This window comes from Burkholderia theae, assembly GCF_048565265.1.
Taxonomy (GTDB): Bacteria; Pseudomonadota; Gammaproteobacteria; order Burkholderiales; family Burkholderiaceae; genus Burkholderia; species Burkholderia theae.
In genome coordinates, this window is sequence record NZ_CP183461.1 from 1,547,136 (window position 1) to 1,563,368 (window position 16,233).

The following is a 16,233-nucleotide window of genomic DNA, read 5'->3' on the forward strand; positions in this document are numbered from 1 at the left end:
CATGGCCTCCTCGACCAATCGCAGCGGCGTCGACAACCCGGCGTGGGTCCATGCGCTGTTGGCGCAGCCGTGGGTGCTGCCGCTCGTGCGGCTCGCGCTGGTGTCGGCCTACCTGATCGGCGGCGTCGCGAAGGCGCTGGATTTCGACGGCGCGGTCGCCGAGCAGGCGCATTTCGGCCTGCATCCGGCCGCGCTGTGGGCGGTGCTCGCGATCGCGGTCGAGATCGGCGGTTCGCTGTGCGTGGTGTTTCGCCGCTTCACGTGGCTCGGTGCCGGCAGCCTCGGCATGCTGACGTTCGTCGCGATGATCGTGGCGAACGATTTCTGGAACCACACGGGCGCTGAACGCTTCATGGCGCTCAACAGCTTTTTCGAGCATCTCGGGCTGATCGCCGCACTCGTGCTCGCGACCGTGCTCGACGATGCGAAGCGCATGGCCGGTGACGGCCATACCACTCGATGACGATGAAACAACAAGGAAATCCTGTCATGAAAACGATTCGTTCCGCCTTGCTCGCGCTGGCGATCGCCACGGGTCTCGTCGCGGCGCCGGCCGCGTTCGCGAAACCGCCCGTGCCGCCCGCGGCCACGCCGACGCTGGCCGTCGGGCCGCAATACGACACGACGCACGTGTACGTGGCGCCCGAGGATTTCGATCGCTTCACCGACAGCTTCGTCGCGACGTTCGGCGGCAGCAAGTCGAAGCAGGGCGTGTTCCAGGTCACGCCGACGCCGAGCCAGACGATGTCGCAGCTCGTGTTCACGCCGGCCGGCACGATCTCCGTGTTCGGTTTCAAGACACCGGTGCCCTGGCCGTTCGGCGCGGAACGCACCGGTTATCTCGTCACCGACATGGATGCGGCGATGAAGGTGGCGCGCGAGCACGGCGCCGACGTGATCGTCGACACGTTCCCGGATCCGATCGGCCGCGATGCGGTCATCTCCTGGACGGGCGGCGTGAAGATGCAGCTCTACTGGCATACGCAGGCGCCGAAGTACGACGCACTGCAGACGATCCCCGAGAATCGCGTGTACGTGTCGCCGCAGAGCGTGCGCAAGTTCGTCCATGATTTCGTCAAGTTCTCGAACGGCAAGGTGGTGTCCGACAACCTCAAGGCGCCGGGCATCGAGATCGGCCGGCCGAACGACACCTATCGCCGTATTCGCATCACGTCGGGCTTCGGCAAGATGACCGTGCTCGTGACCGACGGCCATCTGCCTTATCCGTACGGGCATGAGATGACCGGCTATGAAGTGTCCGACCTGGCCGCGACGCTGAAGAAGGCGCAGGCCGCGGGCGTGACCGTGCTCGTGCCGTCGTACACGGCGGACGGGCGCGACGCGGCGATGGTCCAGTTCCCGGGCGGCTACGTCGCCGAGATCCACGCGGGCGCGGCACGATGAAGCACGAGGACACGATTCTTGCCGCGGTGGCCGGCTTCGTCGACACGCTGAGCTTCGTCGCGCTGTTCGGGCTGTTCACCGCGCACGTGACCGGCAACTTCGTGCTGATCGGCGCGGGCGTCGCGGGGTTCGGGCAGGGCATCCTGCTGAAGCTGAGCGTGTTTCCCGCGTTCGTGTGCGGTGTGGTCGCGAGCAGCCTGATCGCCCGCGCGTTTTTCGGGCGGCCCGCATGGCAGGGCGCACGCGCGCTCCACGCGGTGCAGGCCGTGCTGCTGCTCGGCTTTTGCGCGGCCGGCGTGTGGGCGTCGCCCGTCACGCAATCCGACAGCCTGCCGGTGTTGCTGGCCGGCATCGTCGGCACATTCGCGATGGGCGTGCAGAATGCGCATCCGCGCGTGATCGCGCGTGCCGGCGTGCCGAACACGGTGATGACCGGCAACGTCACGCAGGCGATCCTCGACGTCGTCGACCTGCTGTCCGCCGGCACGGCCGACAGCGTGCGCGCCGCTGCACGCGCGCGCTTCGCGAAGATGTGGCCGGCGATCGTCGCGTTCGCGCTCGGTGCGACGTGCGGCGCGCTGGGTTTTCGCCATGTCGGATTCTGGGCGCTGCTTGTTCCCACAGGTGCGCTCGCGGTGCTGGCGGCCTGCGCGGGGGCATCTGCCCGCACGGCCGCACAGGAGCATGCATGATCGCGCGGCGTGGAAGCGTGCGTCGTCCCCGCGTGCGGCAAGCGGGCCGGATCGACGCGCGCGGTCACGAGTGGATCGCTGCGATGGGCGGGCAGGGTGGCGCGACGACGCGACACATTCGCTTCGATCGGGTCGCCCGCGCGTCGGTCGTTGCGGGGCTGCTGCTCGCGGGTGCCGATGCGGCGTTCGCGGACACGACGACGGCCACCGCCGACAGCGCGCCCGCAACGACCTGCACGGCCAAGCGCCCGACCGTGCTGTTCAACCGCTGGCAGGAAGACTGGTCGGTGCTCGCGAATCCGTGCGTGCCGCGCGCGCCGCTCGACGGGCTGAAGTACATCCCGCTCGGCAACGATCCGGCATCCTATCTTTCGCTTGGTGTGAACCTGCGCGAGCGCCTGGAGACCAACGACGCGCCGCTGTTCGGCATCGGCTCCGCGCAATCGGATACCTACCTGATCCAGCGCGTCGAAGTGCATGCCGATGCGCATTTCGGCCAGCACTGGCAGTTCTTCGTGCAGTTGCAGGACGATCGCGCATTCGGCAAGAACACGATCACGCCGGTCGACAAGAACCCGCTCGATCTCGAGCAGGCGTTCGCGACCTACACCGGGGCGCTCGGCGGCGGCACGTTCAAGTTTCGCGTCGGCCGGCAGGAAATGGCGTTCGACTTGCAGCGCTTCATTGCCGCGCGCGACGGCCCGAACGTGCGGCAAGCGTTCGATGCGGTATGGGCCGACTACGAATACCAGAAGTGGCGCTTCATCGGCTATGCGACGCAGCCGGTGCAGAACCGCACCGTGTCCGCGTTCGACGACGTGTCGAACCGCGACCTCACGTTCAGCGGCGTGCGCTTCGAGCGTCAGTCGGTCGGGCCCGGCGACCTGTCGGGCTACTGGTCGCGCTACAACCGCAGCAACGCGCGCTTTCTCGACGCGAGCGGCGCTGAGCATCGCGACGTGTGGGACCTGCGCTACACGGGTACGCAAGGCCGCTTCGACTGGGATCTCGAAACAATGCTGCAGACGGGCACGGTCGGCAGCAGCACGATCCGCGCGTGGGCGGTCGGCTCGATCGCTGGCTACCGGCTCGACGCGCCGTGGTCGCCGCGCGTCGCGCTGCAGGTCGATGCGGCGTCGGGCGACAGGCATCCGCACGACGGCCGCGTCGAAACCTTCAACCCGCTGTTTCCGAACGGCTATTACTTCACGCTCGCGGGTTTTACCGGGTACTCGAACCTGATCCACGTGAAGCCGTCCGTGACGCTGAAGCCGTCGTCGAACCTGTCGCTGCTCGGCGCGCTCGGTTTCCAGTGGCGCGAGACGACCGGCGACGCCGTCTATCAGCAGGGCAACGCCGTGGTGCCGGGCACGGCCGGCAAAGGCGGGTTGTGGACGGGCATGTACGTGCAGCTGCGCGCGGACTGGACGATCGCGGCGAACCTGATCGGCGCAATCGAGGCCGTGCATTTCCAGGTCGGCGACGCGATCCGGCAGGCGGGCGGGCACAACGCCGACTATGTCGGCGTCGAGCTCAAGTACGGCTGGTGACGCAGGGGCACGGTGACGCGGCCCAATAAAAAGGGCGGCCATGAGGCCGCCCTTCGTTCGTGCGGGCCGGCGTCGATGCCGGCCCGTTCGCCGCGATGTCGTGATGTCGCGATGTGGTTACAGGTTCGGCGACAGCGCGAGCGCGTTCGTCAGGTCGCCCATCGGCTGCGCGCCGTTGGCCTTCAGCGCGTCGTCGCGTTGTTGCAGGCCCGTGAGGCGCGGCAGCGAGAAGCGGCGCGTGATGAAGCGCAGGATCGATGCGGTGTCGTACTGCGTGTGGTCGACGAAACCCTTCTTCGAGAACGGCGACACGATGAGTGCCGGAATCCGCGTGCCCGGGCCCCAGCGATCGCCCTTCGGCGGCGACACGTGATCCCAGAAGCCGCCGTTTTCGTCGTACGTGACGACCACGACCATGTTCTTCCACTGCGGGCTGGCCTGCAGGTGCGCGATCAGGTTCGCGATGTGCTGGTCGCCGCTTGCGACGTCCGTGTAGCCCGCGTGTTCGTTCAGGTTGCCCTGCGGCTTGTAGAACGCGACCTGCGGCAGCGTGCCCGCGTCGATCGCCTTGATGAACTCGCTGCCGTCGGTGCCGCCGTCGAGCAAGTGCTGGGCGCGGCTCGTGCTGCCCGGTGCCTGGTTCGCGTAGTAGTTGAACGGCTGGTGGTGCGGCTGGAAGTTCGGCGCCGTCATGTTCGGGCCGTAGATCACGTTGGCCGTGCCGCTTTGCGCGGCTTGCAGCGCCTGGTTCCACGCGCCGCCGTACCATGCCCACGACACGCCCGCGTTCGACAGCAGGTCGCCGATGTTCTGCTGCGTCTGCGGCGGCAGCGTCGACGCGGCGGACGGATCGGCGAGGTTCGGGTCGCCGCCCGATGCGGCCTTGTTGCCGCTCGGCTGGTACGGCGGCTGCATCGTGTTGATCGCGAAGAAGTCCGGCGTCAGGTTGCCCGAGTTCACGAACTTCGGAATCCCGTCGAGCGCGGAAGCCGGCGAGTTGCTCGCGAGCTGCAGCGACTTGCCGTCGGCGCCGACCGCCGAGATCGAACCGGCGGCCGGGCTCTTGTCCGCGTTCGCGTAGAACGGCGCGCACGCGCAGATCAGGTACTGGTGGTTCAGGAACGAGCCGCCGAACGCACCCATGAAGAAGTTGTCGGCCAGCGTGAACTGCTGCGCGATCTTCCACAGCGGCAGCTTCGTCGCGTCGGGCGTGTAGTGGCCCATCACGAGGCCGCCGGAATCGGCCCAGGCGGCGAACATGTCGTTCTTGCCGCCGTTGATCTGCATCTGGTTCTCGTAGAAGCGGTGATACAGGTCGCGCGTCGTCACGCTCATCGGCGTGTTGAAGCCGCTCGGATCGTCGATCGCGAACGGCGCGTTCGGCAGGTTGGCCGTCATCGCCTCGGTCACGGCCGGCGTGACGCCCTTCGCGGTCAGGCCGCCCCAGACCTTCGGCAGCGTCGCGAGCGGCTGGCCGTTGCGGTCCTTCTGCTGCGCGCTCGCCGCGGTCACGTTCTGCAGGCCGTTCGCGCCCGGGAAGTTGCCGTACAGGTTGTCGAAGCTGCGGTTTTCCGCATAGATCACGACGACGTTCTTCACCGTCGACAGGCCTTGCTGCTGGACGTCGTCGCCGCCGCAGGCGGTGAGGGCGACGGCGGCGGCAACGGCGATCGGTGTAAAGCGAATCCAGGCGTGGTTTTTCATGCGTTGTACTCTCATCTCTCTCTTGTCGCGTGGGGAACCGGAGCATCCGTGTGCCGCCGGTTCTCGAAGGTGACCGTGGCATGTCCGGCTGTAAGCATTTTGAGGGCGCGATTTGACAGCCGGGTGTAGGCGTCCTTTCGATTAGCTGTCGATCGACCGTCATGCAACGGTCACGCGGCTGACATAAACTCCGGCCGCTCCTGAACCCACTTTCCGACGAATCGATGAAGCCTCGCCAACCGACAGCCGGCGCGTTCGCGCGTTCGTGGCTGCATCTGACCGGCGCGCTCGCGCTGGTCACCACGCTTGCAACCCTTGCCGGCTGTGACGGACAGCCGGGTGCGGGCACGCCGCCCGCGCAGGCCGCGAGCGCGGCGAGTGCACCGGGCACCGCGAAGTTGGTTGCGTCCGCAACGGTTGCCGCGAGCGGCGCCGTGGTCGCGACGAACCAGCCGCAGACGCGTGCACAAGTTTACGAAGGCGTGCGCCGGATGACGGCGCTCGGCAAGCAACTTTTCTTCGACCCTACACTGTCAGGCTCCGGCAAGCTGGCGTGCGCGTCGTGCCACAGCCCCGATCACGCGTTCGGGCCGCCCAATGCGCTGGCCGTGCAGTTCGGCGGCGACGACATGAAGCGCGCGGGCTTTCGCGCGGTGCCGTCGCTCAAGTACCTGCAGGGCGTGCCGCAGTTCACCGAGCACTTCCACGATTCCGACGACGAAGGCGACGAGAGCGTCGATGCGGGCCCGACGGGCGGCCTCACGTGGGACGGCCGCGTCGACACGGGCGCCGAGCAGGCGCGCATTCCGCTCACGTCGCCGTTCGAGATGAACAGCTCGCCCGCGAAGGTCGCGCAGGCCGTGAAGGCCGCGCCGTATGCGGACGAGTTCCGCGCGGTGTTCGGCGTGAAGGTGCTCGACGACGACGCGGCCACGTTCAAGGCCGTGCTGCGTGCGCTCGAGACGTTCGAGCAGACGCCCGAACTGTTCTCGCCGTACACCAGCAAGTACGACGCGTATCTCGCCGGTCACGCGCAGCTCACGCCGGCCGAACTGCGCGGGCTGCAGTTGTTCAACGACGAGAAGAAGGGCAATTGCGCGAGCTGCCACATCAGCCAGCGCGCGCTCGACGGCACGCCGCCGCAGTTCAGCGATTTCGGGCTGATCGCGATCGCGGTGCCGCGCAACCGCGCGTTGCCCGTCAATCGCGACCCGCGCTTTTACGATCTCGGTGCATGCGGCCCCGAGCGCACCGACCTGAAGGGCCGCGACGAATTCTGCGGGCTGTTCCGCACGCCGTCGCTGCGTAACGTCACGCTGCGCAAGACGTTCTTCCACAACGGCGTGTATCACACGCTCGAGGACGTGATGCGCTTCTATGTCGAGCGCGACATTCATCCGGAGAAGTTCTATCCGGTCGTGCACGGCAAGGCGCAGATCTACGACGATCTGCCGAAGCGCTACTGGCCGAACATCAACCGCGAGCCGCCGTTCGACCGCAAGCGCGGCGAGCAGCCGGCGCTGAACGCGGCCGAGATCAAGGACGTGATCGCGTTCCTCGGCACGCTGACTGACGGATATCAGCAAACGGCCGCGCCGGCCAAGCCCTGAAGGCATCCATTGCCGCACGCATGCTATGCTCGCTCGCTGACGGGCGTGGCGCGTGCCGGTTCGCCGGCATGCGCCACGCCGTTCGATCGAACATCCAAGGAGAACAACATGTCGATGCGTGCATCCCTTTCCGTCGTCACGCGTGTGCTGGCCGGCGCCGCGTGCGCAGCCGCGATGCTGCCCGCCCATGCGCAGAACAACCTGAACTTCCTGACCGACACGCCGCTCAGCTATTTCAGCAAGGCCGACACGGCGTCGCTGTCGAAGGCCGCCGCGAAGGTGCGCGACGAAGGCAAGGACGGCGAAACCACGACCTGGCAGAACAGCGGCAGCCGCACGCAGATCGAAGCGAAGCTCACGCCGACCACGACCGAGACGGACGGCAAGACCTGCCGTGAAATCACCGCCGACATCACCGCGAAGGGCCAGACGATGACGCTCAAGCCCGTCTACTGCAAGACGGCCGCGGGCAAGTGGCAGCTGCAGAAGCGCTGAGCACGCGTGTGATGAAGCGGGGCGGCGCGCCGCGCACGGTGTCGTGCGGCGTCGTGATCCTCGATGCGGCCGGCCGCGTGTTCCTCGCGCACGCGACGGACACCACGCACTGGGATATCCCGAAGGGGCAGGGCGAGCCGGGCGAGTCGCCGGCCGACGCCGCGCTGCGCGAGCTGCTCGAGGAAACCGGCATCGAATTCGCGCCGGCCCGGTTGCTCGATCTCGGCCGCTTCGCGTACCGGCACGACAAGGATCTGCACCTGTTCGCGGTGCAGGTCGCGGACGGCGAGATCGATCCCGCGCACTGCACGTGCACGTCGATGTTCCCGAGCCGTCGCGACGGTTCGATGATTCCCGAGATGGACGCGTATCGCTGGACCGTGCCGGGTGACATCGACGCGTATGCGAGCCGCAGCCTCGCGCGGCTGTTTCGCACGAAGCTGTCGCTGGTGGAACTGCATCGGCGGTTGTCGGGCGTGTGAGTCAACGCGGCGGCTTCGCTTCGAACCACGCAACAAAAAACCGGCCCTCAGGCCGGTTTTTTTATGGTCGCGCGACGTCGGCCTGGGGCCGTGCGCCGCGCGCGGCGCAGCAGGCCGTTACGCCGGCTTGCCCCAGCTGTCGCGCAGCCCGACGATCCGGTTGAACACGGGCTTGCCCGGTTTCGAATCGACGCGATCGGCGACGAAGTAACCGTGCCGCTCGAACTGCAGGCGCGTTTCCGGCGCGATGTCGTCGTTGCCCGGCTCGATATAAGCCTGCACGATCTTCTTCGAATCGGGATTCAGCGCTTCGAGGAAGTTCGCGCCGCCCGCGTCCGGATGCGGTTCCTTGAACAGGCGGTCGTAGATCCGCACTTCGGCCGGCTGCGCATGCTTCGCGCTGACCCAGTGGATGTTGCCCTTGACCTTGTACGTGTTCGCGCCGTCGGTGCCCGACTTGCTGTCCGGGAAGTAGTTGCAGTGCACGGCCGTCACGTTGCCGTCGGCGTCCTTGTCGAAGCCCGTGCATTCGATCACGTAGCCGTAGCGCAGGCGCACCTTGTTGCCCGGGAACAGGCGGAAATAGCCCTTCGGCGGGTTCTCGACGAAATCCTCGCGTTCGATCCACAGCTCGCGCGAGATCGGGAACGTGCGTACGCCGCGGTCCGGATGGTGCGGATGCACGGGCGCCGTGCACGCTTCCTCGAGGTCTTCCGGATAGTTGTCGATCACGAGCTTCAGCGGATCGAGCACCGCGACCGTGCGCGCGGCCTTGTCGTCGAGGTCGTCGCGCAGCGCGCCTTCGAAGATGCTCATGTCGATCCACGAATCGATCTTCGTCACGCCGATCCGCTCGCAGAACAGGTGAATGCTCTCCGGCGTGAAGCCGCGGCGGCGCACGCCGACGATCGTCGGCATCCGCGGGTCGTCCCAGCCGTCGACGTGGCCTTCGGTGACGAGCTGCAGCAGCTTGCGCTTGCTGGTGATCGCGTACGTGAGGTTCAGCCGCGAGAATTCGATCTGTTGCGGCAGCGGGCGCGTGAACATGCCGGCTTCCGCGAGTTCGTTCAGCACCCAGTCGTACAGCGGGCGGTGATCCTCGAATTCGAGCGTGCACAGCGAATGCGTGATGCCTTCGAGCGCATCCGAAATGCAGTGCGTGTAGTCGTACATCGGATACACGCACCACGCGTCGCCGGTGCGGTAGTGATGCGCGTAGCGGATCCGGTAGATCACCGGGTCGCGCATGTTCATGTTCGGCGAAGCCATGTCGATCTTCGCGCGCAGCACGTGCTCGCCTTCCTTGAACTCGCCGGCCTTCATGCGGCGGAACAGGTCGAGGTTTTCGTCGGGCGTGCGTTCGCGGAACGGCGACGGCTTGCCGCCTTCCGTCAGCGAGCCGCGGTTCGCGCGCATTTCATCCGCGCTCTGGCTGTCGACGTAGGCCTTGCCGCGCTTGATCAGCAGCTCGGCGAACTCGTACAGCTTGTCGTAGTAGTCGCTCGCGAAATACTGGTGATCGACCGCGTCCTTGCGCCAGTCGAAACCGAGCCAGCGCACCGCGTCGACGATCGAGTCGACGTACTCGACGCTTTCCTTTTCCGGGTTCGTATCGTCGAAGCGCAGGTGGCACACGCCGCCGTAGTCGCGCGCGACGCTGAAGTTCAGGCAGATGCTCTTCGCGTGGCCGATGTGCAGATAGCCGTTCGGCTCGGGCGGGAAGCGCGTTTCGACGCGGCCGCTCCATTTGCCGGTGCGGTTGTCGTCGTCGATGATGTTGCGGATGAAATTGGAAGCCGCGGGGGCGTCGTTGCGTTCGGTGCTCATGCGGTTGGCGTCAGGTTGTGTCGGCGTCGCGCCGGTTTAATCCTGTAATTCTACCTGACCGGGGTCCGTCCCGCGCGGCTTGCGGGTCGGGAGCGATGCATTCGCGATGCGTGCCGCAATATCTCGATAGTGTGTCGGCTGTAACACGACGTAAATCGGATTGCCCGCGCCGTTCGAGTTTTCCTATGATGGCTTTACCGATTCAATGCCGCCATTCGCGTCATCGCATGGCGGGAGGAAGCCAATAACCATGATGAAGAAGACCACTTTTCTCGTTCGTACCGCGGTGATCGTCGCGGCCCTGTCGCAACTCGGCGCATGCGCGATGACGCATACGCAACGCAATGCCGGTATCGGCGCGGCCGCGGGCGGCGCGCTCGGCTACCTGATCACGGGTGGCCCGGTCGGCACGGTGGCCGGCGCGGCGGCTGGCGGCCTGGTCGGCGCCGGCGTGCGCTGATCGCCGCACGGTCGTGACGCCCGCGTGAGCGCGTCACGACCCGCCGCACAACCCTCCGGTTTTTGACAGGCAGCATCAGGGAGAGGAGGGTGTGCGACACTTCGTCGACATCCCACAACGACACCATTCGTCGACGCATCCTTCCATGAGCGCCCCCCTCGTTTTCGTCCTGCCGGGCTACGCCAATTCGGGCCCGCTTCACTGGCAGAGCCGCTGGGAGCGCGCCGATGCGCGCTTCTCGCGCGTCGCGATGCCCGACTGGGATCGCGCGTTCCGCAACGGCTGGTGTCTCGCGCTCGACCGCGCGGTCGAGGCCGCGCGCGGGCCCGTGCTGATCGCCGGCCACAGCCTCGGCACGCTGACCACGGCATGGTGGGCGACGCGCTACGCGCGCCCGGCCGCGCTCGCGAAAGTGCGCGGCGCCTTGCTCGTCGCGCTGCCCGATCCCGCCGGGCCGGCATTTCCGGCCGACGCGCACGGGTTCGGGCCCGTCCCGCACGAGCGGCTGCCGTTTCCGACCTGCGTGGTCGCGAGCAGCGACGATCCGTACGGTTCGATCGCATTCGCGCGCGACTGCGCGCAAGCATGGGGCAGCACCTTCCACGACATCGGCCCGCGAGGCCACATCAACGCGGACAGCGGGCTCGGCGACTGGCCGGCCGCACGCGGCTGGCTGGACGCGCTCGCGCGGTAGGCACCGCCGCGCGAGCGCCTGAAGCGGCCGATCGTCAGATCGCCTGCTTCGCCTTCAGCGCCGCGATCCGCGCGTCGTCGTAACCGAGCATGTCGCGCAGCACGTCGTCGGTCTGCGCGCCGAGCAGCGGCGGGGCCGTGCGCGCGTCGGGCGGCGTCGCGCTCATCCGGATCGGATTGCGTACGAGCTGCACGTCCGCGCCGCACGGGTGCGGCAACGCCACCTGCATTCCGCGCGCGACGACCTGCTCGTTGTCGAACACCTCGTCGAGATCGTTGATCGGGCCGCACGGCACGCCGGCCGCTTCGAGCACGCCGATCCAGTCGGCCTTGCCGCGCGTCTTCACCATCTCCGCGAGGATCGGCACCAGCGTGTCGCGGTGGCGCACCCGCGACGGGTTCGTCGCGAAGCGCTCGTCGTCGGCCAGTTCGGGCCGGCCGCCGGCCTCGACGAACTTGCGGAACTGCCCGTCGTTGCCGACCGCGACGATGATCCACCCGTCGCTCGTCTGGAACGTCTGGTACGGCACGATGTTCGGATGCGCGTTGCCCCAGCGCACCGGCGGCTTGCCGCTCGCGAGGAAGTTGGTGTTCATGTTCGCGAGCAGCGCGACCTGCACGTCGAGCAGTGCCATGTCGATGTACTGGCCTTCGCCGGTACGGTCGCGGTGCGCGAGCGCGGCGAGCACGGCGATCGTCGAGTAGAGGCCGGTCGCGAGATCGGCGATCGCGACGCCGGCCTTCTGCGGGCCGCCGCCTGGCTCGCCGTCGCGCTCGCCGGTGATGCTCATGAAGCCGCCGATCCCCTGGACGATGAAGTCGTAGCCCGCGCGGTGCGCGTACGGGCCCGTCTGGCCGAAGCCGGTGACCGAGCAGTAGACGAGATCGGGCTTCACCGCGCGCAGCGATTCGTAGTCGAGCCCGTATTTCTTCAACTGGCCGACCTTGTAGTTCTCGAGCACGACGTCGCTTTGCGCGGCGAGTTCGCGCACGATCTGCTGGCCTTCGGGCGTCGCGATGTCGATCGTCACCGAGCGCTTGTTGCGGTTCGCCGCGAGGTAGTACGCGGCTTCGGCGGTATCCGCGCCGTCCGCGTCCTTCAGGTACGGCGGCCCCCAATGGCGCGTGTCGTCGCCGGCGCCCGGGCGCTCGACCTTGATCACGTCCGCGCCGAAATCGGCAAGCGTCTGCGCGCACCACGGGCCTGCGAGCACGCGGGTGAGGTCCAGCACGCGGATATGGCTCAGGGCACCCATCGTCGAATCGTCTCCTTTCATGGCTGGCCTTCCTTGTCGGGCAAGGCCGATTGGCATGCCGAGCATCTTAAGGCGAATCGGCCATCCGGGTGGCCCAGCCGGACCATCCGGCCGGCCGGGCCGCTTTGCCGGCGCTTTGCCCGGAAGCCGGTCCCGATCCCGTATAATCGATCGTTTCCGAATCCATGCCGCCGCACGCCCCGCCAAGGGCGCCGGCGTTTGAAGCCGTCTTTGCCAGACTGTCCCCGCACGCCATGAAAGCTGCCGAAATCCGCGAGAAATTCCTCAAATTCTTCGAATCGAAGGGCCATACGATCGTTCGCTCGTCGAGCCTCGTGCCCGGTAACGATCCCACGCTGATGTTCACGAACTCGGGCATGGTCCAGTTCAAGGACGTGTTCCTCGGGACGGACCCGCGCCCGTACTCGCGCGCCACGACGGCGCAGCGCAGCGTGCGCGCGGGCGGCAAGCACAACGACCTCGAGAACGTCGGCTACACGGCGCGTCACCACACGTTCTTCGAGATGCTCGGCAACTTCTCGTTCGGCGACTACTTCAAGCACGACGCGATCCGCTTCGCGTGGGAGCTGCTGACCACGGTCTACCAGCTGCCGAAGGAAAAGCTGTGGGTCACCGTCTACCAGGAAGACGACGAGGCGTACGACATCTGGGCGAAGGAAGTCGGCGTGCCGGCCGAGCGCATCATCCGGATCGGCGACAACAAGGGCGCGCGCTACGCGTCGGACAACTTCTGGACGATGGGCGACACGGGCCCGTGCGGCCCGTGCACGGAAATCTTCTACGATCACGGCCCGGACGTGTGGGGCGGCCCGCCGGGGTCGCCTGAAGAAGACGGCGACCGCTACATCGAGATCTGGAACCTCGTGTTCATGCAGTTCAACCGCGACGCGCAGGGCAACATGACGCGCCTGCCGAAGCAGTCGGTCGACACCGGCATGGGCCTCGAGCGCCTCGCCGCGGTGCTGCAGCACGTGCACAGCAACTACGAGATCGACCTGTTCCAGAACCTGATCAAGGCCGCCGCGCGCGTGACCGAGATCAGCGACCTGACCAACAACTCGCTGAAAGTGATCGCCGATCACATCCGCGCGTGCTCGTTCCTGATCGTCGACGGCGTGATCCCCGGCAACGAAGGCCGCGGCTACGTGCTGCGCCGGATCGTGCGCCGCGCGATCCGTCACGGCTACAAGCTCGGCCGCAAGGGTTCGTTCTTCCACAAGCTGGTGGCCGACCTCGTCGCCGAGATGGGCGTCGCGTATCCGGAGCTGAAGGAAGCCGAGCAGCGCGTGACCGACGTGCTGCGCCAGGAAGAAGAGCGTTTCTTCGAGACGATCGAGCACGGCATGTCGATCCTCGAGGGTGCGCTGGCCGACGTCGAAGCGAAGGGCGGCAAGGTGCTCGACGGCGAACTCGCATTCAAGCTGCACGATACCTACGGCTTCCCGCTCGACCTCACGGCCGACGTGTGCCGCGAGCGCGGGATGACGGTCGACGAGCCGGCGTTCGACGACGCGATGGCGCGCCAGCGCGAGCAGGCGCGCGCGGCCGGCAAGTTCAAGGCCACGCAGGGCCTCGAGTACACGGGCGCGAAGACCACCTTCCACGGCTATGAGGAAATCGCGTTCGACGACGCGAAGGTCGTCGCGCTGTACGTCGACGGTTCGTCGGTCAACGAAGTGAAGGCCGGCCAGGATGCGGTCGTCGTGCTCGACCACACGCCGTTCTACGCGGAATCGGGCGGCCAGGTCGGCGACCAGGGCGTGCTCGCGAACGCGTCGACGCGCTTCGCGGTGGCCGACACGCTGAAGGTGCAGGCCGACGTGATCGGCCATCACGGCTCGCTCGAGCAGGGCACGCTGAAGGTCGGCGACGTGCTGCGCGCGGAAATCGACGCGCACCGCCGCGCCCGCACGCAGCGCAACCACTCGGCCACCCACCTGATGCACAAGGCGCTGCGCGAAGTGCTCGGCGCGCACGTGCAGCAGAAGGGTTCGCTGGTCGACGCGGAAAAAACCCGTTTCGACTTCGCGCACAACGCACCGATGACCGACGACGAAATCCGTCGCGTCGAGCAGATCGTCAACAACGAAATCCTCGCGAACGCGCCGGGCATCGTGCGCGTGATGCCGTACGACGAAGCGGTGAAGGGCGGCGCGATGGCGCTGTTCGGCGAAAAATACGGCGATGAAGTGCGCGTGCTCGACCTCGGCTTCTCGCGCGAACTGTGCGGCGGCACGCACGTGCACCGCTCCGGCGACATCGGCTTTTTCAAGATCGTCGTCGAAGGCGGCGTCGCGGCCGGCATCCGCCGCGTCGAGGCGATCACCGGCGACAACGCGGTGCGCTTCGTGCAGGATCTCGACGCCCGCGTGAACGAAGCGGCGGCCGCGCTGAAGGTGCAGCCGTCGGAACTCACGCAACGCATCGCGCAGGTTCAGGAGCAGGTGAAGTCGCTCGAGAAGGAACTGGGCGCGCTGAAGTCGAAGCTCGCATCGAGCCAGGGCGACGAGCTCGTGCAGCAGGCCGTCGAAATCGGCGGCGTGTACGTGCTGGCTGCCACGCTCGACGGCGCGGACGCGAAGACGCTGCGTGAAACGGTCGACAAGCTGAAGGACAAGCTGAAGAGCGCGGCGATCGTGCTGGCAGCTGTCGAAGGCGGCAAGGTCAGCCTGATCGCGGGCGTCACGCCGGACGCGAGCAAGAAGGTCAAGGCTGGCGAACTCGTGAACTTCGTCGCGCAGCAGGTCGGCGGCAAGGGCGGCGGCCGTCCGGACATGGCGCAGGCTGGCGGCACCGAGCCGGCGAACCTGCCGGGCGCGCTGGCTGGCGTCAAGGGCTGGGTCGAAGAGCGCCTCTGATCGGCCCGACCGGCGCGGTGCCCGCGAGAGGGCAGTGCGCCGTCCGGTACCGCGCGGTTCTATCGACGGAATCGCATGAAACGACCCGACCGGCATGGGTGCCGGTCGGGTCGTTTTGCGTTTACACGTGGTGCGGGGGGCGATCCGCCACCCTGTCCGGCCCGCAATCGAGCGGTGCGCGAGTGCGCCGTCGCGTGTCGGTTGGCGGATCGCGTCAGGCCGGTTGCGCCACGCGCGGTTTCTGTACCGCGTCCGGCTGCCGCCCGGCCTCCCCAAGCGCGTCGCGCAGCGCGGCGAGCGCCGCCGACGCATAACCTTGCCGCCACGCCAGCAGCGTATCGATCCGTTCGAATTCCGGAATCGCATGCGCCGTGATGTGGTCGATCTCGGGCTGCAGGTCGAGCACCGAGCGCGGCGCGACCGCGACGCCCGCGCCGGCCGCGACACACGCGACGATCGCGTGGTAGGACCCGAGTTCGAGCACCCGTGCCGGCTTCAGCCCGTGCGCCGCATACCACTGCTCGACGTACTTGCGGTACGTGCAACCGCGCTCGAACGCGATCAGCGTCGGCAGGATCACGTCGCGCGGCGTGCGCACCGGCGGATGGCCGCGCGGCGTCAGCAGCACCAGTTCTTCGCTGAACACGGGCACCACGTCGAGCGTGTCGGGCAGCGTGTCCGGCGCGGGCGGGCGTGCAAACAGCGCGGCGTCGATCTCGAACGTGCGCACTTTCTCGATCAGCCAGGCCGTCGTGCCCGTCACGAGTTCGAGCGACACGTCGGGCCACGCATGGTGATAGCGCGCGAGCACGGTCGGCAGCCGGCTCGCGGCCGTACTCTCCATCGTGCCGAGCCGCAGCCGCCCGCGCGGCGTGTCCTCGCGCACCGCGTCGCGCGCCTCGTCGGCGAGCGCGAGCAGGCGCTCCGCATACGGCAGCAGCGTGTGCCCGGCCGGCGTCAGCACGAGCCGGCGACCGTCGCGCACGAACAGCGCCGCGCCGAGTTCTTCCTCGAGTTGCTTGATGCGCGTCGTCACGTTCGACTGCACGCGATTGAGCTTCGCCGCCGCGCGCGTCACGCCGTTCTCGCGCACGACGGCCCGGAAAATCGCCAGCGCCGCCAAGTCCATGATTCTCTCCAAGGGATGACTGGATTCTTAATTATTCATTTTTCGAGAACGA

Annotated in this window: 14 protein-coding genes; 10 read left to right on the plus strand and 4 right to left on the minus strand. The window is 67.4% G+C overall.

Going from position 1 to position 16,233, the window contains the following annotated elements; genetic code table 11:
- Position 1: 1 nt before the first annotated feature.
- From ACN22W_RS07210 to ACN22W_RS07225, 4 genes are all read left to right on the plus strand, one after another.
- Positions 2 to 463, plus strand: a complete 462-nt coding sequence (locus ACN22W_RS07210; RefSeq protein WP_419687010.1) for a DoxX family protein — start codon at positions 2 to 4, stop codon at positions 461 to 463.
- A 26-nt stretch (positions 464 to 489) separates the two neighbouring features.
- Positions 490 to 1,404 carry a glyoxalase gene (locus ACN22W_RS07215; RefSeq protein ID WP_193098172.1) on the plus strand — a complete coding sequence of 305 codons (915 nt, stop codon included), beginning with the start codon at positions 490 to 492 and terminating at the stop codon, positions 1,402 to 1,404.
- Positions 1,401 to 2,096 (plus strand): YoaK family protein, encoded by a 696-nt coding sequence (locus tag ACN22W_RS07220; protein WP_419687012.1) that lies wholly within the window; start codon positions 1,401 to 1,403, stop codon positions 2,094 to 2,096. Before ACN22W_RS07215 ends, ACN22W_RS07220 begins: the two co-directional genes overlap by 4 nt.
- A gap of 83 nt (positions 2,097 to 2,179) precedes the next feature.
- A complete protein-coding gene (locus ACN22W_RS07225; RefSeq protein WP_419687385.1) occupies positions 2,180 to 3,646 on the plus strand; it encodes an alginate export family protein in 1,467 nt (488 codons plus the stop codon).
- Between the two features lie 117 nt (positions 3,647 to 3,763).
- Here the strand turns inward: ACN22W_RS07225 and ACN22W_RS07230 are convergent, their stop codons facing one another.
- On the minus strand, positions 3,764 to 5,365 hold the full coding sequence (locus tag ACN22W_RS07230) for an acid phosphatase (RefSeq protein ID WP_319022258.1): 1,602 nt from the start codon (positions 5,363 to 5,365) through the stop codon (positions 3,764 to 3,766).
- Positions 5,366 to 5,574: 209 nt separating this feature from the next.
- Between ACN22W_RS07230 and ACN22W_RS07235 the strand changes: the two genes are divergently transcribed.
- The 3 genes from ACN22W_RS07235 to ACN22W_RS07245 all read left to right on the plus strand — a co-directional run bounded on the left by ACN22W_RS07235 (position 5,575) and on the right by ACN22W_RS07245 (position 7,937).
- Positions 5,575 to 6,960 (plus strand): cytochrome-c peroxidase, encoded by a 1,386-nt coding sequence (locus ACN22W_RS07235; RefSeq protein WP_419687013.1) that lies wholly within the window; start codon positions 5,575 to 5,577, stop codon positions 6,958 to 6,960.
- A 108-nt stretch (positions 6,961 to 7,068) separates the two neighbouring features.
- A complete protein-coding gene (locus ACN22W_RS07240) occupies positions 7,069 to 7,455 on the plus strand; it encodes a hypothetical protein (protein WP_419687015.1) in 387 nt (128 codons plus the stop codon).
- A gap of 11 nt (positions 7,456 to 7,466) precedes the next feature.
- On the plus strand, positions 7,467 to 7,937 hold the full coding sequence (locus tag ACN22W_RS07245) for an NUDIX hydrolase (protein WP_343491746.1): 471 nt from the start codon (positions 7,467 to 7,469) through the stop codon (positions 7,935 to 7,937).
- 117 nt (positions 7,938 to 8,054) lie between these two features.
- Here ACN22W_RS07245 and ACN22W_RS07250 read toward each other — a convergent pair whose 3' ends face one another.
- Entirely contained in the window at positions 8,055 to 9,764 is a 1,710-nt protein-coding gene (locus tag ACN22W_RS07250; protein WP_129514330.1) for a glutamine--tRNA ligase/YqeY domain fusion protein, read from the minus strand.
- A 250-nt stretch (positions 9,765 to 10,014) separates the two neighbouring features.
- Here ACN22W_RS07250 and ACN22W_RS07255 point away from each other — a divergent pair, with 250 nt between their 5' ends.
- Positions 10,015 to 10,224, plus strand: a complete 210-nt coding sequence (locus tag ACN22W_RS07255) for an ornithine acetyltransferase (RefSeq protein ID WP_006497729.1) — start codon at positions 10,015 to 10,017, stop codon at positions 10,222 to 10,224.
- A 145-nt stretch (positions 10,225 to 10,369) separates the two neighbouring features.
- A complete protein-coding gene (locus ACN22W_RS07260) occupies positions 10,370 to 10,918 on the plus strand; it encodes an RBBP9/YdeN family alpha/beta hydrolase (protein WP_419687018.1) in 549 nt (182 codons plus the stop codon).
- Between the two features lie 34 nt (positions 10,919 to 10,952).
- On the opposite strand, the gene ACN22W_RS07265 is transcribed toward ACN22W_RS07260, so the two are convergent.
- Entirely contained in the window at positions 10,953 to 12,173 is a 1,221-nt protein-coding gene (locus ACN22W_RS07265; RefSeq protein ID WP_129514332.1) for a CaiB/BaiF CoA transferase family protein, read from the minus strand.
- A 254-nt stretch (positions 12,174 to 12,427) separates the two neighbouring features.
- Between ACN22W_RS07265 and alaS the strand changes: the two genes are divergently transcribed.
- Positions 12,428 to 15,052, plus strand: coding sequence for an alanine--tRNA ligase (alaS, locus tag ACN22W_RS07270; RefSeq protein WP_129514333.1), 2,625 nt, complete (start codon positions 12,428 to 12,430; stop codon positions 15,050 to 15,052).
- A gap of 214 nt (positions 15,053 to 15,266) precedes the next feature.
- Here the strand turns inward: alaS and ACN22W_RS07275 are convergent, their stop codons facing one another.
- Entirely contained in the window at positions 15,267 to 16,181 is a 915-nt protein-coding gene (locus ACN22W_RS07275) for a LysR family transcriptional regulator (RefSeq protein ID WP_048244168.1), read from the minus strand.
- Positions 16,182 to 16,233: the final 52 nt, after the last annotated feature.